Origin of the sequence: Luteolibacter pohnpeiensis (genome assembly GCF_016595435.1) — a bacterium.
In the GTDB taxonomy this organism is placed as follows: domain Bacteria; phylum Verrucomicrobiota; class Verrucomicrobiia; order Verrucomicrobiales; family Akkermansiaceae; genus Luteolibacter; species Luteolibacter pohnpeiensis.
The window spans coordinates 77881-99094 of sequence record NZ_JAENIJ010000012.1; the positions used below are offsets into that span (position 1 = coordinate 77881).

Annotated in this window: 21 protein-coding genes; 8 read left to right on the forward strand and 13 right to left on the reverse strand. The window is 54.2% G+C overall.

Annotation, left to right across the window (positions count from 1 at the left end; translation table 11 throughout):
- Nucleotides 1-51 precede the first annotated feature (51 nt).
- Complete coding sequence (gene aroB, locus JIN85_RS09390) at nt 52-1155, reverse strand: 3-dehydroquinate synthase (RefSeq protein ID WP_234047337.1); 1104 nt, start codon at nt 1153-1155, stop codon at nt 52-54.
- A gap of 77 nt (nt 1156-1232) precedes the next feature.
- Between aroB and JIN85_RS09395 the strand changes: the two genes are divergently transcribed.
- Nucleotides 1233-1823, forward strand: coding sequence for an OmpH/Skp family outer membrane protein (locus JIN85_RS09395; RefSeq protein WP_200269960.1), 591 nt, complete (start codon nt 1233-1235; stop codon nt 1821-1823).
- 16 nt (nt 1824-1839) lie between these two features.
- Nucleotides 1840-2466 (forward strand): hypothetical protein, encoded by a 627-nt coding sequence (locus tag JIN85_RS09400; protein WP_200269962.1) that lies wholly within the window; start codon nt 1840-1842, stop codon nt 2464-2466.
- 20 nt (nt 2467-2486) lie between these two features.
- Here the strand turns inward: JIN85_RS09400 and JIN85_RS09405 are convergent, their stop codons facing one another.
- Nucleotides 2487-3002 (reverse strand): MOSC domain-containing protein, encoded by a 516-nt coding sequence (locus JIN85_RS09405; protein WP_200269964.1) that lies wholly within the window; start codon nt 3000-3002, stop codon nt 2487-2489.
- Nucleotides 3003-3012: 10 nt separating this feature from the next.
- A complete protein-coding gene (mobA, locus tag JIN85_RS09410; RefSeq protein WP_200269966.1) occupies nt 3013-3642 on the reverse strand; it encodes a molybdenum cofactor guanylyltransferase in 630 nt (209 codons plus the stop codon).
- Between the two features lie 142 nt (nt 3643-3784).
- Between mobA and JIN85_RS09415 the strand changes: the two genes are divergently transcribed.
- Both JIN85_RS09415 and JIN85_RS09420 read left to right on the forward strand, forming a co-directional pair.
- Entirely contained in the window at nt 3785-4579 is a 795-nt protein-coding gene (locus JIN85_RS09415) for a PEP-CTERM sorting domain-containing protein (RefSeq protein ID WP_200269967.1), read from the forward strand.
- Nucleotides 4580-4722: 143 nt separating this feature from the next.
- Nucleotides 4723-5370: a 3-keto-disaccharide hydrolase gene (locus JIN85_RS09420; RefSeq protein WP_200269969.1), complete on the forward strand. Its 648-nt coding sequence runs from the start codon at nt 4723-4725 to the stop codon at nt 5368-5370.
- Nucleotides 5371-5401: 31 nt separating this feature from the next.
- On the opposite strand, the gene JIN85_RS09425 is transcribed toward JIN85_RS09420, so the two are convergent.
- The gene (locus tag JIN85_RS09425; RefSeq protein WP_200269971.1) at nt 5402-5755 is read right to left on the reverse strand and encodes a cupin domain-containing protein; all 354 of its coding nucleotides are present in this window, start codon (nt 5753-5755) and stop codon (nt 5402-5404) included.
- Between the two features lie 90 nt (nt 5756-5845).
- On the opposite strand from JIN85_RS09425, the gene JIN85_RS09430 reads away from it, so the two are divergent.
- Nucleotides 5846-6535, forward strand: coding sequence for a pseudouridine synthase (locus JIN85_RS09430; protein WP_200269973.1), 690 nt, complete (start codon nt 5846-5848; stop codon nt 6533-6535).
- A gap of 14 nt (nt 6536-6549) precedes the next feature.
- Here the strand turns inward: JIN85_RS09430 and JIN85_RS09435 are convergent, their stop codons facing one another.
- The 5 genes from JIN85_RS09435 to JIN85_RS09455 form a co-directional block, all read right to left on the reverse strand.
- Entirely contained in the window at nt 6550-7248 is a 699-nt protein-coding gene (locus JIN85_RS09435; protein ID WP_200269975.1) for a biotin--[acetyl-CoA-carboxylase] ligase, read from the reverse strand.
- Nucleotides 7249-7319: 71 nt separating this feature from the next.
- Nucleotides 7320-8159 (reverse strand): carboxylating nicotinate-nucleotide diphosphorylase, encoded by an 840-nt coding sequence (gene nadC / locus JIN85_RS09440; protein ID WP_200269977.1) that lies wholly within the window; start codon nt 8157-8159, stop codon nt 7320-7322.
- A gap of 66 nt (nt 8160-8225) precedes the next feature.
- The gene (locus JIN85_RS09445) at nt 8226-8645 is read right to left on the reverse strand and encodes a secondary thiamine-phosphate synthase enzyme YjbQ (RefSeq protein ID WP_200269979.1); all 420 of its coding nucleotides are present in this window, start codon (nt 8643-8645) and stop codon (nt 8226-8228) included.
- Nucleotides 8646-8663: 18 nt separating this feature from the next.
- Nucleotides 8664-9683, reverse strand: coding sequence for a zinc-binding alcohol dehydrogenase family protein (locus JIN85_RS09450; protein ID WP_200269981.1), 1020 nt, complete (start codon nt 9681-9683; stop codon nt 8664-8666).
- A gap of 27 nt (nt 9684-9710) precedes the next feature.
- The gene (locus tag JIN85_RS09455) at nt 9711-10664 is read right to left on the reverse strand and encodes an AEC family transporter (RefSeq protein WP_200269983.1); all 954 of its coding nucleotides are present in this window, start codon (nt 10662-10664) and stop codon (nt 9711-9713) included.
- Between JIN85_RS09455 and JIN85_RS09460 the strand changes: the two genes are divergently transcribed.
- Nucleotides 10648-11265, forward strand: a complete 618-nt coding sequence (locus tag JIN85_RS09460; RefSeq protein WP_200269985.1) for a hypothetical protein — start codon at nt 10648-10650, stop codon at nt 11263-11265. The genes JIN85_RS09455 and JIN85_RS09460 overlap by 17 nt on opposite strands.
- A gap of 65 nt (nt 11266-11330) precedes the next feature.
- Here JIN85_RS09460 and JIN85_RS09465 read toward each other — a convergent pair whose 3' ends face one another.
- Complete coding sequence (locus tag JIN85_RS09465) at nt 11331-11741, reverse strand: peptide chain release factor family protein (RefSeq protein WP_200269987.1); 411 nt, start codon at nt 11739-11741, stop codon at nt 11331-11333.
- 62 nt (nt 11742-11803) lie between these two features.
- Between JIN85_RS09465 and JIN85_RS09470 the strand changes: the two genes are divergently transcribed.
- Nucleotides 11804-14860 carry a 3-keto-alpha-glucoside-1,2-lyase-like domain-containing protein gene (locus JIN85_RS09470; RefSeq protein ID WP_200269989.1) on the forward strand — a complete coding sequence of 1019 codons (3057 nt, stop codon included), beginning with the start codon at nt 11804-11806 and terminating at the stop codon, nt 14858-14860.
- 6 nt (nt 14861-14866) lie between these two features.
- On the opposite strand, the gene JIN85_RS09475 is transcribed toward JIN85_RS09470, so the two are convergent.
- Both JIN85_RS09475 and JIN85_RS09480 read right to left on the reverse strand, forming a co-directional pair.
- Nucleotides 14867-16909, reverse strand: coding sequence for a TonB-dependent receptor family protein (locus tag JIN85_RS09475; protein ID WP_200269991.1), 2043 nt, complete (start codon nt 16907-16909; stop codon nt 14867-14869).
- 227 nt (nt 16910-17136) lie between these two features.
- Complete coding sequence (locus JIN85_RS09480) at nt 17137-17622, reverse strand: hypothetical protein (protein ID WP_200269993.1); 486 nt, start codon at nt 17620-17622, stop codon at nt 17137-17139.
- A gap of 62 nt (nt 17623-17684) precedes the next feature.
- Between JIN85_RS09480 and JIN85_RS09485 the strand changes: the two genes are divergently transcribed.
- Nucleotides 17685-18470 (forward strand): ABC transporter ATP-binding protein, encoded by a 786-nt coding sequence (locus JIN85_RS09485; protein WP_200269995.1) that lies wholly within the window; start codon nt 17685-17687, stop codon nt 18468-18470.
- Here the strand turns inward: JIN85_RS09485 and JIN85_RS09490 are convergent.
- Entirely contained in the window at nt 18467-21163 is a 2697-nt protein-coding gene (locus JIN85_RS09490; RefSeq protein ID WP_200269997.1) for an MGH1-like glycoside hydrolase domain-containing protein, read from the reverse strand. The two genes, JIN85_RS09485 and JIN85_RS09490, sit on opposite strands and share 4 nt — an antisense overlap.
- Between the last annotated feature and the right edge of the window lie 51 nt (nt 21164-21214).

Below are 21214 nucleotides of genomic sequence, written 5' to 3' on the forward strand. Positions count from 1 at the left end.
TTTGAGGGGATCAATCGACTCCGCTTGGAGTGCTCCGCTGGGAGTGAATACTCAGCTCAAGGGTGTCCGCAAATGCTCCGTGGCGTCGCGCAGGTCTTGCTGAGTGATGGTTTGACTGATCACGGCAACCCCGGGTCTTTCCAATAGCACGAAACGAATTTTGCCCCCGGCAAATTTCTTATCCCGGGACAGTTTCTCCAGAACGGTGTCAGTGGAAATGGAGTCTGGCAGCACCAAGGGAAGATGGAATTTATCCAGCAGATTCAACACGGATTGGGCATGTTGGGCGTCCAATCCTGCATATTTCTGGGACAGGAAAAGCGCCGCGCGCAGGCCGAGCGAGATTGCCTCACCATGCAGCATTTGACCGTATGGAACGGCGGCTTCGATCCCGTGGCCGATGGTGTGGCCGAAGTTCAAGAGTGCCCGTGTTCCCAAGGTTTCGAACTCGTCGGTCTCCACAATGCGGGCTTTGATGGCGATATTTCGGGCGATCAGATCGGCCGGAACGTCACGGCTTTCCGCATCCAGCGCCGCCAGATCTGCCAGCATTTCCCCATCGCGGATGGCTGCGTGCTTGATGGCCTCGGCAAACCCTTCGTGAAATTCCCGGTCAGGCAGGGTGCGCAGCGTTTCAGGATCGACCAGAACGAGGCGCGGTTGATGGAACGCACCGACCAGATTTTTGCCTTCCTCCACATTCACACCGGTTTTGCCGCCGACAGAGGAGTCCACTTGTGAGACGATGGTGGTCGGAATTTGCACAAACGGCACGCCACGGTAGAAAATGGCTGCCACAAACCCTGCCAGATCGCCTGTCACTCCTCCGCCCAAGGCGACGACAAGCGATTTGCGATCATGTCCAGCGCGGATCATTTTACGGCAGACCGATTCGACATGACTCATCGATTTGCTGCTTTCACCCGCAGGGATCAGGTGAAGCGAGGTTTTGTAACCAGCAGTTTCCAGCGATGAAATCAGGGTTTCTGCGTGAAACTCGGCGACATTTTCATCGCTGATCACGGCGATGTTTCCAAAGGAAATGCCTGCTTTGACAAAAGCGTCCCCGGCGCGGGATAATAACCCGTTTTCAACGATCACCTCATAAGATCGGTCCGACAAATCCACGTGCACGGCTGGCATGCGTAGGAGCATGAAACAAGCGCCCCACATGTCCATTCCTGATATTCGGGCATCGACATTCAGGCTGAATTTCTCCAACTTCCCCGCGAATGAAACGCCTTGCTGTACTGATTTTGACTTTTGTTTACACAATTGTTGGTGTGATGGCGGCACCAAAGTTTGCACTTGTTCGGGTTCAAGACATTTACCGTGGACTACCGGAATCCAAGGCCTTGCAAGATGAAGTGACTCAAAAACGCGAGGACCTGATGAAAGATCAGCGAGCAATTGAACTGGGTAAGAACGTTCAGGAGCTGAAAAACCTCCAATCGCAAATTCAGAATAAAGGTGGCCCGCTGGATTTTGATGCGACGCGGGAACTTGCCCGTAAATTTGAAAATTTGCGGCGCCAAACGGAAACGCTTCAGCACGATTTTGAGAGTTTCCGTGCTGAACGATCGAAGCAAATCAACCGCGATATGGTAGAGGTAATGCGCAAGAACCTACAAAGAATCGCTGAGGTGTCGGCAAAAGTTGCGAAGGAACAGGGTTATGACGCAGTTTTCGACAGTTCCGGCAATACTAACACTGGTATACCGTTCATCCTCTACAGTAAAAGTGCTCCGGATTTGACCGACTTTGTCATTGCGGCCTTGCAAGATGCAAATTCTGAACCACCTGTCGAAAAAGCCAATCACTGATCTCAGTAATACCCTCATGGAAAACTTCGTTACCATCCTCCTCAAGCATCCCGCTGGGCCCCAATTTCTTGGTGATACCTTCACGGAAAACCTCTACAAAGTTCTTCAAACTCCCTTCACCTGGGGTCTGCTTCTCGGTCTTTTGATCGCATTCTTCCTTTGGAAGTCCGGTTTTTCCGCTCGCCGCCACGCGGTTAAAGAATCCAAGCGGCTTGAAAACGAAGTGCGAGATCTGCAAAAGCATCTCAACACCCAATTGAAAATCAACGCTTCGGGAAATCAGAACCTGCAAGCTGAATTGGATACCCTGCGCACTCAAAACGAAACCCTGCGCGTCAATAACGCATCGCTTCAGCAAAAGCCAGGTCGCGCCGAGCAACGCTTGCTGCACATTTACGAAACCGCCATCCGCACCATGCGTGAGCAGGCACCTGGTTTCGCTCCAGCTTGGGAAAAGGCACTCCGCATTGCAGAAGCCGAAGTTGAAGCTTCCGATACCGGACTGGCCAAGCTGGTTCGCCGGGTGATGCCTGGTTTGACAAACTCCCAGGTTTCTGGAGTGAACGGCCAGACCATCGCGATCTCATCAAGCGATAGCTACGGTGAAGCTGCAGCCGAAGGAAACGAGTCCGAGCGTTCCTGATCGCGGCCATTCTCAAATTCTCAATCGGGGTTTTGCTGGGAAACCTTCAAAACCCCGTTCGTGAGGATTCTTGCACGTAAGCCACCGCCGAAGTTTCTTTTGAGAAAATCCTCGGCACCAGCTGCCACAGCCTGGTCCATCCAGTAACACGGCGCGCATTCTTCGCTGCCTTGAAATTCGATCCCCTGAAACTCGAATCGTTTGCCGAGCAGGGATTTTAGATCGACTCCTGAGACCACGAGGTTTCTGCGCAATGCGCTGACATCAAATGGATTCAGGCTAAATTCATACTGCAGCGCCGCAATGGTTTCTGCCGCGATAAAGGTCACTTGGCCTTTGTAGTCCGATTTATAGTCGAAATATCGGTCCCCGCGCAGTCCCATGCCAGCGACGCATTCGACTTCCTTGACCTCGCGGACGGGATGGTTGAGCCGACCTTTTTCATGTCGACCGCGAAAGTCGTGCCCCTCGGAGAGGTAGATCGCCAACAGCTGCGCATTTGGCGGAATTGGTTCCACTGGAAATTCCTGGTTCATTGGCTGGATATTACGTCGAGGATCGATTTTCTGAGGTGAACGCGGACCAATCTTCCGGGGTATTCGCATTGGTTAAAGCGCCGGTAGGTGGATCGAGTATCACGCATCGGTGATGGATCAGCAACCGTCGTAATCCGTAGTTCCCAATTTGATACGCTTGGCGGATGATTGATTTCTTCTCCCCGGGGTAAATCGCACAAAGCGGCTCGGGCAGTTCGTTTGGCTCGCCTCGAAATGCCACGAAATCCGCGCTTAGGGTCCGGGCTTGGGTGAGGAGGTTTAGAGTTTCGACAGTAAGTTGGGGCAAATCACAGGAGGCAACCAGCCAGTCGGCCGAATCATCGTGATTCATTGCTGCGAGAACTCCACCCATCGGCCCGATCGATGCGGAATCCTGGTCCCGAATGATATGGGGTTGGGGAAAATCGACAAAATCACTCGGTGGCACCTGATCGGGACGGAGTGATAGATACACTTTTTCACAGCCAGCAGCGGTTAGAAGATCTGCTGTTCTCCGCGCAAGACTGCGCCCATCTGGATGACGCAGCGATGCCTTGTCCCGCCCCATGCGTAGGCTCATTCCTCCTGCAAGGACCAGGCCGAAAACTGGCTTGTCCACTGCATCAAGAAATTCGTCCATGAAGGAATTCTGACAATCGATCGAGAATTCGGCAAATTTTAACATCAAGGAAACCGTTCATGGCAGATGTACGTGATCGGTTGTCACCAATAGGCAATCGCCTGCGGTTGTGGTTTTGGGCGGGTCCCCGCATTCTAACCGGATGAAATTCAAAACCGGTTCGATTGCCGCCTGTGTTGGAATCATGGCTTTTGCCGCATCCAACGTTGCTCATTCCGCAGTGCTTTTTTCAGATACATTCGATGTTTCTGCCAATTCCAACGATGTGAACTTCGAGGCAGACACCGGGCGTGAAAGCGGTTCGCTTGCAACCCCGACTTTGGCCTACGTGCCGAATGCCAATAATGCAAACCAGCAGGTTGGTAACGGTGATACCTTTCCTAACAGCGGCAATGCTCTTTTGCTCGCCTACAATGGTGGCGTTTACCTCGACTACGATTTTTCAACCGTGGGAACTCCAATCTCGATCACCTTTGATCGGATTGTGGCAGATGCGGTGAGCTCGGACGACACCAACTGGCTCAGCTTGAATATCCTGGCGAATACCTCGATTACAAACCAGGTCACGAGTGCGACATTCGGCATCCTGTTCCGCGCCAACGGTGGCACCGAATTGTTCTCAAGCGGTGTGAACACAACCGGTGTTTCGGGCACCAACACCGGGCTCGACGCCTATGCCACCTACACCGTGGTGCTTTCCGACCTTGCCGGATCTGGCTCGGCATTTGGCACCGGTGGAAGTTTGGTGACTTACTATGAAGGAGATACTCTTTTGGGTTCGGTTGCAATCGATCAGCTCACCAATGGTTATATCGGATTCAATGCCACCAGCATCGCGGGTATCGATAACTTGGTTATCGAATCGATTCCTGAGCCGACTTCGCTTTCGTTGCTCGGGCTTGCCGGTTGCTTTGCTTTCATCCGTCGGCGGAAATAAGCAGATGGGCCAGAGGTGTGAAAATCTCTGGTGAAACCGGTTGAAAACCGCTGCTCCCGGCGGTTTGATCTGCATGCGCGGCGCACTCGTGGCGTCGCGCTTTTTCGCATCAACGCACCCACTTCATCACCACCTTTTCTACCATGTCGGCTGCACCTAATACGCTCACTTCCGAAGAAATCGCCGAGGGATTCGAACTTCTCTTCGACGGCAAATCTCTCGAACATTTCCGCAGTTTCAAGAAGGACGAAATCGACCCGAAATGGCAGGCGATCGATGGAAATCTGGTTCTAACCGAAGGTGGGGCGGGTGATATCATCACCAGAAAGCAGTTCGCTGATTTCGAGTTCCGATTCGAATTCAACATCTCCGTCGATGGCAATTCCGGAGTCATGTGGCGTGTTACCGAAGATTCGAAAAATACCTACGACTCTGGCCCGGAGTTTCAGATTCTCGATTCGCACTCGAAGGTGAGCTACCTCCACGAAATTTCGAAAAAGAACATCGCTGGAGCACTTTACGACTTCCTGCCTGCCAAACCGGAAGATTTCAAGGGGCCGGATCAATGGAATGAAGGCGTTATCCGTGTTCAGGGAACCCGGATTCAATTATGGCTGAATGGTGCCGTGACCGCCGACATCGATTCGACCTCTGATTTGTGGAAGGAATTGCTCGCGAAATCGAAGTTCGCGGATTGGGAAAAATTCAACAAGATGCCCAGTGGTTACATCGCCCTGCAGGACCACAACGACCGCGTGGCATTTCGCTCTCTCCGCATCAAGGAGCTGTGAAGTCCAATGGCCTCCTTGTTAGAAGCGCGGTTCACTTGAAGTAGGTGTCATCGTGCGAATAAGGAGGCGAGCAGCAGCAAAGAAAGTTCAGGGCTTCTTCTGCGTGAATTTGATGCCAGGCACCCGGTGGGATTAGAATCGCATCTCCCGGGCCAACCTGGGTTTTTTCTCCATCGATCTCCATCGTCGCGATACCACTAAGGATATAGTAGAACTCCTCGCTCTTCTTATGATAATGACGTTGCGTCGACGTTCCTTCCGGGAGGTCGGCCGCTGCCAGGCTTTGGTTCAAGACTGGAGCCGTCGTGTGGTCCAGTAGCGAGCGGATGGTAGATCCATCCTTGGTCGTGAAAGGGGTCGCATTTTGCAAGTTGCGTATTTCCATGGGAGGATATTCTGCCAAAGATTTTGGGGATTTACCAGCGATCAAACAGCGCTGCCACCGGTTTTCCTTTGCTGAACAACTTCCACGACAGTGCTCGAAATTCTATTTCAAGATGAATTCCTGGTAGCAGTCAATAAACCGGCTGGGATGATGGTCCATCCGGGAAGGGAACCCGAGCCGCGCGAAAATATCGCGATGAAAGTTTTGCGCGATCAGCTCGGTGCCCGGGTTCATCCGATTCATCGTCTGGATCGTCCCACCAGTGGAGTCTTGCTGTTTGCCCTGGATAAAAAGACGGCGGGGGTGGCGCAGCAGGCATTCGAAAACCGGCTTGTTAAAAAGACCTATTTGGCAGTAATCGCAGGATCTGCCCAAGAACAGTGGAGTTGTCAGGAGCCGATTCAACCATCGCCAGATGATCCACCGCAGGCTGCGGAAACCCATTTTCGCCGAATTCTGTTTCACCCTGCCGGGATGCATCCGGCTGATCCGGAATTAGGTCTCGCTTTGATCCAAGCCCGGCCAGTCACTGGCAGATTTCATCAAATCCGTAGACATTTATTGGCTGCAGGCACACCGATTGTCGGCGATTTTCGTTACGCGGGCGAGGCACTTAGCCATCGCTTGTGCGGCATGTTTGATCTCGGAACCCGCATGCTGCTGCAGGCGTCCACCTTGGAGTTGGTTCACCCGCATTCGGGCGAAGCCCTAAAAATCACCGCTCCAATCGATGTTGATTTTTTAAAATGCTTTCCTGAAATCGAGTCTGCATTGGATTAGGCGCAATCCGGGGATCACGCGATGAGGCGAATTTCATCCGCTTGGAGGATGGATTCTTCGCCCCGTTCGTTTTGCAGCAAGAGCTCACCGTTGTCGCCAATTCCAGTGATCACGCCCGTTTTTGGCAAATCTCCACATCGCAAACGGACCTTTTTTCCGGTGAGAGAGCATCGGGTGCGGACATCGGAAATCATTTCTGGGAAGTCATCTCCGATTTGCGACCTACGCACTGAAAAGCGGTGGATGATCGCTGCAAATACCTCAGCCATCGGTATTTCACGATCGCCTGCCAGTGCCAGTGAGGTCGCAATGTCGGCAACTTCCGGCGGGAAGCTGCGAGCGTTGACGTTGAGCCCAATGCCGACGATCGCGAAATCCGGGCCGCTTTCGACCAAAATGCCGGCGACTTTCTTGCCGGAAATTTGCACATCATTTGGCCATTTGATTTGCGCGGCAATGCCTTGTGAATCAATCGCTTCAGCCACGGCCAGGCCAGCGGCCAGGGCCAATCGCGGCCATAAGTGGCGGGGTTCGCTTGGCCGCACCAAAATGGAAAAGGCCAAAGCTTCGCCGGTAGCTGAAAACCAGCTCGCCCCACGCCGACCCCGGCCATTTGTTTGTTCACGGGCCAGTAGAATCATGCCGTCCGTGGTTCCGTGCTCGGCTAGTTCACGTAAATCATCGTTGGTGGATCCGACGGAGTCACGGATCATCAAGCGGAACGGATCCGGTAGCCCAGCGGCTGCGGTGTGAAAGGGATCCAAGAGCGAGGCTGGGGTGAGTGTTAGATCGGCGTGAAATCCAGTCCGATGTCCAAGGCTGGCGCCGAATGGGTGATGGCACCCACGGAGATGAAATCAATGCCGGTATCAGCGATTTCCCGCAATCCATCGAGGGTGATGCCACCGCTGGCTTCCAATCGAGGAACGGTGTGATCGCCGCGCATTTCGACCGCAGTCCGAAGATTGGCTAGGCTCATGTTGTCGAGAAGGATGTGGTCGATCCCGTCGAGCTCCAAGAAGCTCTGGAGTTGATCCAAGGTATCGACCTCCACTTCCACTTCCACGCTCGGATGGGTGGCTTTGAGTTCATGAATGGCCGCTTGTATCGCCTCCGGACCGCCATCGACGACCAGGTGATTGTCCTTCACCATGACCCGATCGTACAGGCCCATGCGGTGATTGGTGCCGCCGCCATGAACGACTGCCTGTTTTTCCAGAACTCGATATCCGGGGGTGGTCTTGCGGGTGTCGAGAATTCGAGCCTGGGTGCCTTTGACGGCTTCCACGTAGCGGGAGGTAAAGGTCGCTACACCACTCAGGCGTTGCAGGAAATTCAGTGCGGTACGTTCCGCCGTTACGATCGATCGGGCGGAACCTTCCACGCAAATGATCATGGCTCCGGGTGCAACACGGCTGCCATCACGGATTTTTATTTCTACATCCAGTTCAGGATCAACGGTTTTGAAAACTTCTGCCGCCAGAGTTACCCCGGAAAGAGTGCCTTCGCGGCGGGCGATGACGAAGGCGCGTGCCTTGCGATCTTCCGGGATGAAATACAAGGCGGTCAGGTCGCCGGCACCGATGTCTTCTTCGAGTGCAAGCTGGATGAGGGTGGCAGACATTTTCCGGAAAACATGACCAGATCCGCACGAACGTCGATCCTTGATTCCGTTTAAAGGGCAAATCTCTTAATCTCCGGTCACCGCGACCACGATTTTCCGTGTGTGCGGGATGCGCCGGTGCTCGAAGAGAAAGATTCCCTGCCAGGTTCCCAGTGTCATGCGGCCAGAAATGATCGGAATCACTTCACTGGTGCGAGTCAGCGCCATGCGGATGTGGCTGGGCATGTCATCAGGCCCTTCCAAAGTGTGGATGAAATACGGCGTGTCCTCCGGCACCAGATGATCGAAGAAGGCTTCCAAATCCCTTCGCGCGCTGGGATCTGCATTTTCCATGATCACCAGGCTGGCGCTGGTGTGGCATACGAAAACCGTGACGGTGCCGGTTTGAATCCCGGACCTCGCGACGATGGCTGCAACTTCATCCGTGATTTCAAAGGTTCCCTTGCCACGAGTTCGGATTGTCAGTGATTCGGTGTAGGCGGGCATCGAGGTTGTTAGATTTTGTTAGAAATTCTGCAGAACCCATTTGCCATGAGCGGAATGCTCTTCCATGGCCTGGTGCGCCAGGCGCAGGTTTTGGGCGCAAATCGGTTGCAGAACCCGTGTGGTGATTTTCGGGAAACTCCCGTTGTCACAACGGGCAGCGATTTTCTGCAGAATCTCGCCTTGCCGGTGCATGTCGGCGGTTTGAAATTTCGACCGCGTGAACATGAATTCCCATGCGATCCGTGGGCTCTTGGCACGGATGGGGTTGCCGATATTGACTGGATTTTTCGGCTCCACGATCAAGCCGAGGGCGCCGAGGGGAGCAATGAGATCAGCCGTGATGTCCCAATAGCGCTCCGTGTCGTAAAGATTTGCGATCCAAGGAAACTCTGTAATTCCAAGGGCTTCGATTTGCGGCCGGAGCGGCTCCCGGTGGTTCACGATATGGTCCGCGCCGAGTTTCAGGCACCAGTCTGAAGTTTCTTGGCGTGAGGCAGTTGCAATGACCTTCAGGCCAGCTGCGCGAGCCAATGGGATCAATGCCGAGCCAACACCTCCCGCTCCGTTGATGACAAGCAGGGGACTGCCGCGATTCGCGCCATCGGGATCGACGCCCATGCGCTCGAGCAACAGCTCCCACGCGGTTACACCCACCAGTGGAAGTGCGGCAGCATCTGCGAAGGAAAAGCTTTTCGGTTTGTGAGCAACGAGGCGGTAATCCATTGCTTGAAATTCAGCATTGCAGCCAGCGCGAGTGACATCCCCGGCATACATCACTTCATCGCCTGGAGAAAATCCGACTACTTCACTGCCAACGGCTTCGACAATTCCAGAAGCATCCCAGCCGAGGATTCGCGGAGTTGGCAGCTCCTCACCTCCGAGGCTGGCGCGGATCTTGGTGTCCACGGGATTGACCGCGATCGCGGCTATTTTGACCAGCAGGTCTTTCGGGCCGGGTATGGGTTTTTCTGCCTCAAAATCGACCAAACAGCCGGGATCAGAAACAGGGAGGAAACGGGTTGCGCCGATCGCTTTCATCGCGGTGACCATCGGCCAGCCTGCTGCTCATGGCAACAAGGGTTTCAGATCCATCCAACGGATGCCCCAGGTGACGATGATAGGCAAGGTGACCAAACACGCGGTGGTGGTGACGACCATGGTCTGAACGGCCACGGACGGGCGGCCTCCGTAAAGTCGGGCCAGCAGGATGGGAGTCATTGCCGCAGGCATCGCTGCCTGGACGACCAGGATCTGTTTCAGCTCAGTGGCAATCGGAAGAAATTTTGCCGCAGTGAGATAGCAAATCGGGGCAAGAATCAGACGCACAAGAATCGAACCCAGTCCGATTTTCAGCTCCGGCTTCGTATGGATCGCGAGGTCCATGATCGATGCCCCAGTGATCAAAATTGCCAGCGGAAATGCCCCGGAACCAATCATCGACATCGCCGTGCGGACCGGACCAGTGACATGGTTATCGAGCCGCAGAACGACCAACACGATGCCGGTCACGGCGGCGATCATCGGGCCGTTTGCCAGCCGCTTCCAGGAAATGCCGCGTTCACCGCTCATGATCATGACGCCGGTGGACCAAACGCACAGCTCGACGCCGATGTTGTGAACAAACAAAAGTCCGGCAGCGGATGCGCCCCAGAGCACCTGAACCACTGGGATGGCGGTGTAACCGTAGTTTTGCAAGCCAGTTGCCAAGGTGAAGGTGCGGCGCCCGGTTCCTCGCTCCAAGCCCAATCCGCGTCCCACAAGCCAACCTAACAACAGTCCGCAATGAGCTAAACAAAACCCCAGAACAATGCCCCAAACCACCACCGGACCACTGCGCAAAATTTCAGCTCCGAGCATTTTATCGAGCACGAAACAGGGAAACATCACGGAGAAAATCACTCTCAGAATCCCGTGGTCATGCTCGCTATGAATGACGCCGGTTCGCCGCAAAACCGCTCCTGCGATGAGCAGCAGGAACACCGGAAGAACCGAAGAAATGACCGTGAAAGGCGAAATCACCAGGCAAGCTGGGCGTCACGGCGGCGGACGCGCAAGCGCATTATTGATATCCGTGCATTTGCCCGGCTGGAAAATGACATCGGTTAGAGCATCTCAGAGAATGATGAAATTTTATCTGAATAGATTTCACAGTGCCCGGGTCCTAATAAGCGAGACAGAAAATAAAGTTATGAAAACGAAACCATCGACCCGAAATAATACCATTCATGCGGTTTCATTTGTGCCTAAATTGGCAATTTTCTCCGCACTTGCTTTACTCATCGGAAGTCCTCTGGCGGACGCTAAACCGAAGCATGGTAAAGGTGGTCATTCTCACCATTCTGATTACCACCGTGAATCTTATCATCCTTCAAAGGGTTATGATCGCAGGGATTACAGACCGGAGCCACCACGTAGAGTTGTATACCGTAACTGGTCACGTCCAGGATTTCGCGGAGTCTATCCGCCCGATGGATATGTGAATTATCGTTATACCTATGCATTGCCACGTGGCTATCGAACCGTATATCGTGATGGATTTAGATACTTTTATGTCAATGGTGTCTATTATTGGCCCGCCACCTACAATAATCGCGGAATCTTTATTCAAGTTAGTTTCTAAAGAGATATCATTTCTAGGGAGGGTAGGGCAGTCCGGCGTTATGCGCCGGGCTGCTTTTATTTGTTTCAATCGGAACTCGGACGGCGTCGCAGAGATTTCTTTTGGGAAAGATTGCGTTTGTCCGCGATGGAACGCTGTTTGGACCGGCGCGACCTCGGTCTCTTTTGGCGGCGCATTTTTTCGATAGCCTGGGTTTTGGCGACAGCCCGCCCGTCGCGTATGGCCTCGAGTTGGTCACAAAGTTCACGGCGGGCGAGAAACCGGTTCATTTCCCGCGATCGATCCATCTGGCATTTGATGGCTACACCGGAGGGCAGATGTTTGAGGAAAACGCAATTGGAGGTTTTATTGATCTTTTGCCCTCCGGAACCAGATCCTCGAACAAATTTCTCCAGCAGATCTGATTCGCGAATGCCGAGGGCATCCATCCGCTGCAGCAGTGCGGTGTGCTTTTCGGATGAAATGGGGTTCTGCATGCGGAATATTTCTGAATTTCTTGAAATGTGGCGAGTCCCAAGCTGGTATTGTGGGCATGCGAATGTTTTTGTTGTTTTTTCTGTGTTTTTCAGTGGTTCGTGCTGAATCCGACTGGAAGTCGCTGACCCCTGATCAGTGGAAAGGGGACCCCAAACTTTGGCACGTAGAAGGTGATGTGATCGTTGGGGAGGCGAAAGAAGGTGAATTGAAGGCCAACACCTTTTTTATCTGGCAAGGTGGTCAGCCCGGTGATTTCGAACTGACTGCCGAGGCGCGGGTCATGGGTAATAACAGCGGCATCCAATACCGCAGCAAGCCGGTCGATGGCGTCGATTTTGGCTTAGCTGGCTACCAGATGGACATGCACCCGAATCAGCCATACGTTGGCATGCTCTATGAAGAGCGCGGTCGCGGAATTCTTTGCGAGCGTGGAAACAAGGTGGAACGCACCGCATCAGGCGAAAGCAAAAAGCTCGCCGATTTGCCACGTCCGGACATCACTTTGGATCAGTGGAACACCTACCGCATCGTCGCTCGCGGAAACGTCGTCCAGCATTACATCAACGGTGAGCTGGAAACAGAATTCCATGACGATGAGCCAGGGAAAAGCGAGCCAAAGGGCTTGCTCGGGCTGCAGCTCCACGCGGGACCTGGGATGAAAGTCGAGTTTCGCAACATCAAGATGCGTGAGTTCGGCGCAGAGAGTGATAAAACCGAAGCAACCGAGAAACCTGATGATTCAACCGGTGGGATCGATGCCAGCAACTCCGGCATCAAGGTGGCAGCTGGCTTCAAGTTGGAAAAGCTGATGGACGTGCCACAAGGGCAGGGGTCCTGGGTCTCAATCACCGTCGATGGTGAGGGGCGTTTCATCGTATCCGACCAATATGGAAAAATCTACCGCATTGGAAAAGATGCGAAGAGTGTGCCTTTGGATCTGGAAATCGGCGGTGCTCACGGACTCCTGTGGCATGATGGTTATCTCTACGTCACGGTGAATGAAAGCGAAGGCGGCCAAAGCGGTGTCTGGCGCGCCAAGGAAACCTCTGACGGTTATCAAAAAGCCGAGCTGCTGAAAGCAATCAATGGTCGCGGTGAGCACGGTCCACACTCGCTCGTTGCTTCACCCGATGGAAAATGGATTTACGTGGTTGCGGGAAATCACACGGATCTTCCGGAGATGGATTCTTACATCCCTTCACGCGCATGGGGGGAGGATCAACTGTTGCCACGCAACCCGGATGGTCGTGGACATGCCCGTGACCGGATGGCACCAGGAGGCTGGATCGCGCGCTTCCGTCCTGATGGGAAAAACTGGGAATTGTATGCCATCGGCTTCCGCAACACCTTTGATATCGCTTTCAATACCAACGGTGACCTGTTTGCCTATGATGCCGATATGGAATGGGACTTCGGGATGCCTTGGTACCGTCCAACCCGTATTTGTTATGTGGTTCCTGGTGCTGATTTCGGTTGGCGCAATGGAACCGGGAAATGGCCAGCCTACTATGAAGATAGTATGCCGCCAGTTCTGGAAATCGGCCCTGGCTCGCCAACTGGTTTTGTCTCTGGAAAAGGTCTGAAATTCCCAGCCCGCTATCAGAATGCGTTGTTCGCCATGGATTGGACCTTCGCAACGATTCGTGCCATTTACTTGCGACCTGATGGCGCTGGTTATGAGTCCAAGAGCGAGGAAATCGTGGCAGGTGCCGGTCTTCCATTGACCGACGCAGTGGCCGGGCCTGATGGAAAACTTTATTTCACCGTCGGTGGTAGACGGACCGGATCTTCCCTGTGGCGTTTGAGTTATGTGGGTAAAGCTTCAACCGCACCCGTGGCATACAGCGAAGGCAAGCCGGAGGAGAAAGAGAGCGCTCTGGACCTTTGGAAAGATCTCGGCTCAAACGATCGGATCCTTCGCCTGAAGGCACGCCTTGGTTTGGAACAAATTCCAGCGAGCCAATGGTCGAATCGCCTCGCCCGTGAAACCGATACCTGGCGTATCATTGACTCGGTGATTGCGCTGGCAAGGGTCGCCCCGGATAAGTCGAAGAAAGAGGTATGGGATGCGTTGTTCCGCGCGAAATGGTCGGAGTTCAATGAAGAACAAAAGCTCGGATACCTCCGCGCCGTCGGCTTGGTCTGCATTCGCATTGGCGCCCCTGACGCCGAACAGCGTGAAAAACTGCTCACCACGCTGAATCCGGAGTTCCCATCGGGTGAGGCGGATTTGGATGCGGAACTTTGCCGCATGCTTTGCTACCTGCAGGCACCCGGCATCATCGATCGTACCTTGCTCTTGATGGAAAACGCTCCACCACCGGTGAAGCCGGATTGGATGGAGATCGTTGCCCGCAACAAGGAATACGGCCGGGATATCATCAACATGATGGCAAGCTATCCACCAACCGCACCCATTCATTATGCCTATTGCTTGCGCGTGGTGAAAGGACCATGGACTGCTGAGGAAACCCAGCGTTTGGCCAACTGGTTCAGCACTTTGGATAATAAATCCGGCGGACTTAGCTTTAAGCCTTTCATGGATCAGTTCCGTCGCGATTTTCAGGAAAATATCCCGGACTTTGGCGACAAAGCTCCGCAGAAATCCGTGCAGCTTCACGAATTGCCACCGATTGAAGGACCTGGCCGGGCTTGGACTGCGGATGAGATCGTGGCCCTTGCAAAAGAAGGTCTAACAGGTCGCGATAAGCATCACGGCCGCAAGATGTTCGAAGGTTCCATGTGCTCCACCTGCCATCGCTTCGATGGACAAGGCGGTGGCAGTGGTCCTGACCTCAGCACGGTAGGTGGACGTTTCTCGGTCCACGACCTGGCCGATGCGATGATCGAACCAAGCAAAGTCGTTTCCGACCAGTATGCCTTCGACAAGATCATCAAAAAGGATGGCGGTGTCGTGATTGGAAAAATCCTCAACGAGAAGGATGAAATCCTGATCATTGCCGCCAACCCGTTTGACATGTCACAAACCATGGAGTTGAGCCGGGCCGAAGTGAAAGAGATCACCAAGTCCGACATGTCCCCGATGCCAGCCGGTTTGATCAACCGGATGAACCCCGAGGAAATGAAGGACTTCCTGGCTTACTTGCTTGCTAAGTAAGGGCGGCTACCACTTGAACTCGATGCCCGCAAACACACTCCTCCCATCTCCTGGGAGGAAATTGCGGGTGTCGCTGCCGTTTGCATCGGCAATGACCGCGGTAGTGGCGGCATATTTCTTATCGGTTAGATTTTTCGCCTCGATGAACCAGGACAGTCCGCTGTCCAGCCGACGGCCGATCTTGAAACCGAGCAATGCGTAAGGATCCGCACTGGAGGTGTTGGCGTGGTCGACGTAGCTCTTCACTGGGACCCACTCGAAAGTGGGGCCGGCGTACCAGCCGATTTGGTTTTGCCAAATCAATTCACCGCGAATCAGATGGGGGGGCAGTCCGGCAATGGTGTTGTCGCCGTAAGTCTCATCTCCATCGAATTTGAACCGGCCGTAGGTCCATGCACCGCGCAGGAAAAGCCGGTTTTCCGCCACTTGATCGAGCGGGGTGCCGAGCAGGTCTCCTTCGGCAAAAAATTCAACGCCTTGGTGAAGGGTTCTATCGGCATTGGTGGTTCCTAACGGATTCCCACTCGCATCATTCAAAGCGAGAAACTCATTTTTAATTTCGGAATGATAGATGTCCGCGTCCCAACGGAAGGCTCCATGGTGCCCACGGGTTCCCAGCTCGATGGTGTCCGCTGTCTGGGCTTTGTTAGGTGAGAGCGACCCGTTCGTTTCGGAGAACGATGGCGGCTCGAAGCTGCTACTAACATTCCCGTAGATCTGGTAGTTTTCCGCATCCCAGCGAACGCCGAATTTGGGAGAGAAATCGTTGTAGATCCGATCATAACTCGCGGCACTTCCCAATTGAGTCTCGTTTTCCCGTCGGGTGTGAGCGGCTGTTGCTCCCAATACCCCGGTGAATCCGTAGCCCAATGCGAGTTGGTCTTCTGCGAAAAATTCCAGATTGGTCGCGGTTTGTTCGGAATATGCAGTCAGGTTCCCACGATGGCCTGATAGATTTTGCAAAGTGGCGCTGTTGATTTCTCCGCGCGTCAAATAGAGGCCGGATTGAAATTGGTTTTCGCGTCCAAAAAAGTCGGACTTGTCCGTGAAAGTGGTGCCAAGCATCAAGTCATTGGATAACTGGTCGACAACTCCGAAACTCAGTGGGTGATCGAGGTCCTTGTAGGAATATGAGGCAATGAATTCGAAAGTATTCGGACCGTTTTGGAATACGGTTTTATTGCCAAGCCGATACAATTCGTAGTCGCGGTGGGTGTCCTGACTGATTGCGGATGGATCGGCCGAGCGAGGATTGTCCTTCAATTCAGCCTTGGTGAGATTGCCCGGCAGCTCGGAAACCGTTCGCACGGCATTGAAATAGATCCGGGACTCAGCGTCATCGGAAATTTTCCATCCGAAATTGCTGAACAACCGCTGGGCGTTTTGTTGGGCGTGGTCGCGGAATCCACTTTGATAGGCTTCTGAAAGACTGAAATAACCATCGAGATCGCCCTCGCTCATGCCGGCAGCAATGCGGGTACGAAGGTAATCGTAGGAACCTGCCTCGATGCGGAAGGAACCACCCGGATCACTGAGCCCGGTCGCTGAAACATAGTTGATCGCCCCGCCCAGTGTGGAGGACCCGAGTGAGAGGGCATTGCTCCCGCGCAGAACAGTCACGTAATCTGCGGCCAGTGGATCAATGGCTTGCATGTCAAATCCGCCGTCCGCCAGGTTGATCGGAATACCATCCTGCAGCACGCGGATGCCTCGACCGTGAAACGTGCGCTGCAGTCCTGAACCTCGAATTGAAATTCGCGCTTCATCGGACCCAAAGCGAGATTGCGCCACGACTCCTGGGGACAGCGCAAATGTATCGGCCAAGGTGCTGGCGCGGCCGGTGAGGAATCTTTCGGCCTCGATCACTTCCGTGCCGCCCGGAGTTTCTGCGAGTTCTTTTTTTGCTAAATCGGCACTGGCGACGGTGAGTGATTTTTCAGGTTTGGAAGCCGTGACCACCAGGTCTTGCAAGGATTCCGATGTTTGTGCCTGCAGGCTTGCGGCGAAACCAAGGCTTACGATGAGGGTATTGGATGGGAAAGTTTTCATAAATGAATCAAGTTGTTAGAAATGAAGCCGGAGTTCCTTCCGCCGGGGCGCGATTCCGCGCCCGACGGAAGGTCCGGTCCTTGTCCTTGCGCTCCCGGTTTGACCGGGGATTCGCGGACCAGAGGGGCAGATGAGCTCAAGTGACGGCATACGGGTACGTGAGTGCGCCGATGGATCACGGGTCGTGCGATGCGGGCACGACGGAGCTCAGGAACAGGGTGGTTAAATCAGCCGATCCGACATGGCGGCGGCACGGGTGGTGCATCGCTCAACAGACCATGTGGCAGGCTCACGCCAGGAAAAGCGCTGGGGGAAATGTCGCAGCTCGCCGGGACGGGCAGGGTGGTGTTTTTCGTGGGAAGAAGTTCCTGCAGGAGTTTTGCAGAAGTCGAGCCGGGTGGGGTGCTGCGCTCATCTTTATTGCGCTCGGATTTGCGGGTTTCCTGAATTTTACAGCAAATCGCGCAAGGTTTGTTGCCGCTGAAGGTGTCGACGGTTGCCTTCACGATCCCATCATTCTGCGAGTAGCTGATCAGCATGTTGATCCATGCGTACGTCTGGGCGATGGAATACGGGCCGCCCGCCAAATGGAGGCAGGCGAAGATCGCAAACAGGAGTTGGAGAGGCTTCTTCAGTGGAGGTGGTGACCGTCGTGGAAGCGCAAGGACGCAGCCGATGTAAGCTCTGCGAAATGGCTCTGCAAGGTAAATCACAACCGATTCGTCAGGCGGTGATCAGGCTTGCAATCTTTCCGGTAGTTCGGCGGGATCGCGCGGTGGACGCTCCTTTTTTTGAGATTCGGAATGCCCGGGTTTGGCGTGGAGAAACGCTCGCGCTTGATGATTTCAGCCTGAGCATTTGCGCGGGTGAAAGTCTGGCCATCCTTGGGCCGAACGGTGCCGGCAAGAGTACGTTTTTAAAGCTGTTGACCGGTGAAGTCCGTGCCGAATCCGGTCGCGGGTCTGAATGTCGGTTGTTTGGCGAGGAACTTTGGTCGTTGGAAGAATTGAGACATCGCATCGGAGTCGTGATGCCGGAAGAGGTTGCTAGATTTGATCCAGAAGAGCTGGCTGGAGATGCGGTGCTTTCTTCGTTGCGGGGTGCCTACGGGCGGACCAAATGGATGCGATTTTCTCCAGCAGATCGCGTGGCTGCGATGGATGCGATGGAGCGGATGGGAGTGGCGAATTTAGCGAAGCGGGAATTTGGAAGCCTGTCATCCGGTGAACGTCGTAGGTTTTTGATCGCGCGCGCGCTGGTGCACCAGCCGGAGGTTTTGGTATTGGACGAGCCATCGACTGCATTGGATTTCGCGGCTTCGCTTCAGTTATCCGGCTTGTTGCAACAATTATTGGAGGACGGGCGGGCTTTGGTATTGGTTACCCACCATCCTGGTGAAATACCACCCGCGATGAATCGCGTGGTTTTGTTAGATCACGGCAAAGTGGCAGCAGATGGTCCGAAGAAAAAAATTCTAACCAATGAGCGGATGAAAGAACTCTATCAGGTGGGCTTGAAGGTTCGTTGGTCCGGTGGTTGGTGTGAGGTGAGGCCCGGTTAGGAGGGCGGATTCATGTTTGCTTCGACCAGCTTTTCCCTGCGATCGCGAACGAGTCGTACCACCAAGGCGGTCCAGCCGGTTTGGTGGGACGCCCCGAGACCTTCACCCGTTTCCGCATGGAAGTATTCGTGGAACAGCAGGAGGTTTTGCCAGTCGGGCTGTTCCGCATAGCGCGGAGCGTCTCCGAAGCATGGGCGGTGGCCGTTTTCACCCGGCAGAAACAAGGAAATCAGGCGATCACAGAGATCAATCGCAACATCTAACAAGGTGACCGAATTTCCGGAACCGGTTGGATATTCAATCGTGAACGTGCTGCCGTAGAAGTAGTGATAGCGCTCCAGTGCTTCGATGATCATGAAATTCGTGGGGAACCAGATGGGGCCGCGCCAGTTTGAATTTCCGCCGAACATGTCTGAGGTTGATTCGCCAGGAGTGTACTCAACCTCGTGGCGTTGGCCGCCATGCTCGAAGATGAACGGTTGATCAAAATGAGCTTTGCTTAGGGAGCGGATGCCGAACTCGGATAGAAATTCATCCGAACTGAGCATGCGCTCAAGGCACATGCGCAGACGTTTTTCTGATGGAATGGCCAGCAGGCAGCGACCTGGATTTTTGCTACCAGGGACGCGGCGTGCGGTGATGTATTTGAGTATGTCCGGCCGGTTGGTGAGGAACCAATCCATGCGTTTGCGGAAGCCCGGGAGCGCATCGATGGTTTTTTGCTTCAGCACGGTGACCGCGCAGAGTGGCAGCAACCCGACCAGTGACCGAATGCGCAATGGGATCGGCTCTTCGCGGTTGATGATCAGCTGATCGTAGTAGAACCCGTCTTGCGGATCCCAGAGTCCCGTGCCACCGAGCGAATTGATCGCATCCGTGATGTTGACGAAGTGTTCGAAAAACTTGGAGGCAATGTCCTCGTACGCGGGTTTTTCCAAAGCCAGCTCAAGGGAGATGGAGAGCATGGTGAGGCAGAACGAGGCCATCCACGCCGTGCCGTCCGCCTGATGGAGATGGCCGCCATCGGGAAGGGCGTGAGATCGATCAAACACTCCGATGTTATCCAGACCAAGGAATCCGCCACCAAACACATGACGGCCTTCGACGTCCTTACGATTGACCCACCAGGTGAAATTGAGCAGCAGTTTTTGGAATGCACGTTCCAGGAAGAGCAGGTCACGCTGACCTTTCTTGTCGGCGATTTTATAAACCCGCCAAACCGCCCAGGCATGAACCGGCGGATTGACGTCGGAAAAATTCCATTCGTAGGCAGGCAGCTGGCCATTCGGATGCATGTACCATTCCCGTAGTAGAAGCAGCAGCTGGCGCTTCGCAAAGTCAGGATCGATCGCCGCGAAGGGGATCATGTGGAAAGCCGTGTCCCACGCGGCGAACCAGGGATACTCCCACTTGTCCGGCATGGAGAGGATATCTCTGGCAAAAAAGTGCTGCCAATCTGAGTTTCGCCCGCTCTTTCTACCCTCGGGCGGCGTCGGCATGTTCGGGTCGCCCTTCAGCCAGTCGTCGACCACGTAGTAGAAGAATTGTTTGGTCCACAGCAGTCCCGCGTAGCCTTGTCGGCAAATCATTCGCTCGGGAGCGGAAATGCTCAGCGGGATGATTTGTTCATAAAATTCATCACTCTCGCGGATGCGCGCCGCCATCGTTTCATCGAATTCCTCAAGCTTAGGGCATCCATTGTCTTGAAGAACCGAGTGGAGTCGGCAGCGCAGCGTGATGCTCTGCCCAGGTTGCAGCGTGAATTTGTAATATGCTGCTGCCTTGGTTCCTTCCGGTTTGGGGGAGATCGCGGATTTATCCTTTTTGATCAGATACTGGTGGAATGCATCTTTGACATAAGGGGAGCCGTTCGGCGTGCCGAAGACACTGCTGTAATTGGTTTCATTTTCGGTAAACAGCCAGCGTAGCTTGCAGGTGCTGCCTGGGCAGTCGATGTGGAACCGGTAGCTGCCCAAGGTTTCGTGGGAGATCACCAGAGAACTCGGATCTTCTTCATCCTGTTTGATCAAGGGCTTCACGCGAGGTGTCTCACGCGGGCATCCCCAGGCCCAGATATTGCGCAGCCAGAGGGTGGGGAGGATGTGGATGGGAGCTGCTTCCGGCCCCCAGTTTTTGATGGTGATGCGCCAGAGAATATCTTCTGGGGTGCGCTTGGCGACTTCTTGTAAAACGTCGAAGTATCGCCCGTCTTTGAAAATCCCGGTGTCCGCCAGTTCCAGTTCAGGGCCTTCGCGACCGAGTCGCTGGTTTTCCACACGAATGGCGGTGTAGGGAAAGGCCGCTTGTGGATATTTATAGAGCGCCTTGGTGTAGGAATGGGTGGGGGTGGAATCGAGGTAGTAGTAGCATTCTTTAACATCCTCGCCGTGATTGCCCTCGTTTCCGCCCAGTCCAAAAAGCCGTTCTTTGAGAATGGAATCCTTGCCGTTCCATAAGGCTGGAGCAAAGCAAAGTCGGCATTGGCGGTCGGACCAGCCCTGCAATCCGTCCTCTCCCCAACGGTAAGCACGGCGCCGCGCGTGGTCGTGCGGGAAATTCGACCAGCTGTGACCGTGATCCGAGTAATCCTCACGAACTGTGCCCCATTGGCGCTCGCTGAGATACGGGCCCCAGCGGTGCCAGTTCTTGGTGCGGGCTCCATTTTCCGCGAGTCGTTCGTGTTCACTAGTCATCGAGAGAGATCCTAAGCACATGTCATGCAGCTCTGCGAGAAAGAGTGACTG

Excerpts from the sequence above, each read along its gene's own strand:
- JIN85_RS09420 (WP_200269969.1), top strand. The coding sequence starts at position 4,723 with ATGTCGGCTGCACCTAATACGCTCACTTCCGAAGAAATCGCCGAGGGA.
- mobA (WP_200269966.1), bottom strand. The coding sequence starts at position 3,642 with ATGGACGAATTTCTTGATGCAGTGGACAAGCCAGTTTTCGGCCTGGTC.
- nadC (WP_200269977.1), bottom strand. The coding sequence starts at position 8,159 with ATGTCTGCCACCCTCATCCAGCTTGCACTCGAAGAAGACATCGGTGCC.
- JIN85_RS09405 (WP_200269964.1), bottom strand. The coding sequence starts at position 3,002 with ATGAACCAGGAATTTCCAGTGGAACCAATTCCGCCAAATGCGCAGCTG.
- JIN85_RS09490 (WP_200269997.1), bottom strand. The coding sequence starts at position 21,163 with ATGACTAGTGAACACGAACGACTCGCGGAAAATGGAGCCCGCACCAAG.
- JIN85_RS09465 (WP_200269987.1), bottom strand. The coding sequence starts at position 11,741 with ATGCAGAACCCCATTTCATCCGAAAAGCACACCGCACTGCTGCAGCGG.
- JIN85_RS09395 (WP_200269960.1), top strand. The coding sequence starts at position 1,233 with ATGAAACGCCTTGCTGTACTGATTTTGACTTTTGTTTACACAATTGTT.
- JIN85_RS09470 (WP_200269989.1), top strand. The coding sequence starts at position 11,804 with ATGTTTTTGTTGTTTTTTCTGTGTTTTTCAGTGGTTCGTGCTGAATCC.
- JIN85_RS09450 (WP_200269981.1), bottom strand. The coding sequence starts at position 9,683 with ATGAAAGCGATCGGCGCAACCCGTTTCCTCCCTGTTTCTGATCCCGGC.
- JIN85_RS09400 (WP_200269962.1), top strand. The coding sequence starts at position 1,840 with ATGGAAAACTTCGTTACCATCCTCCTCAAGCATCCCGCTGGGCCCCAA.
- JIN85_RS09435 (WP_200269975.1), bottom strand. The coding sequence starts at position 7,248 with ATGATCCGTGACTCCGTCGGATCCACCAACGATGATTTACGTGAACTA.
- JIN85_RS09415 (WP_200269967.1), top strand. The coding sequence starts at position 3,785 with ATGAAATTCAAAACCGGTTCGATTGCCGCCTGTGTTGGAATCATGGCT.
- JIN85_RS09445 (WP_200269979.1), bottom strand. The coding sequence starts at position 8,645 with ATGCCCGCCTACACCGAATCACTGACAATCCGAACTCGTGGCAAGGGA.
- JIN85_RS09425 (WP_200269971.1), bottom strand. The coding sequence starts at position 5,755 with ATGGAAATACGCAACTTGCAAAATGCGACCCCTTTCACGACCAAGGAT.
- aroB (WP_234047337.1), bottom strand. The coding sequence starts at position 1,155 with ATGCTCCTACGCATGCCAGCCGTGCACGTGGATTTGTCGGACCGATCT.
- JIN85_RS09475 (WP_200269991.1), bottom strand. The coding sequence starts at position 16,909 with ATGAAAACTTTCCCATCCAATACCCTCATCGTAAGCCTTGGTTTCGCC.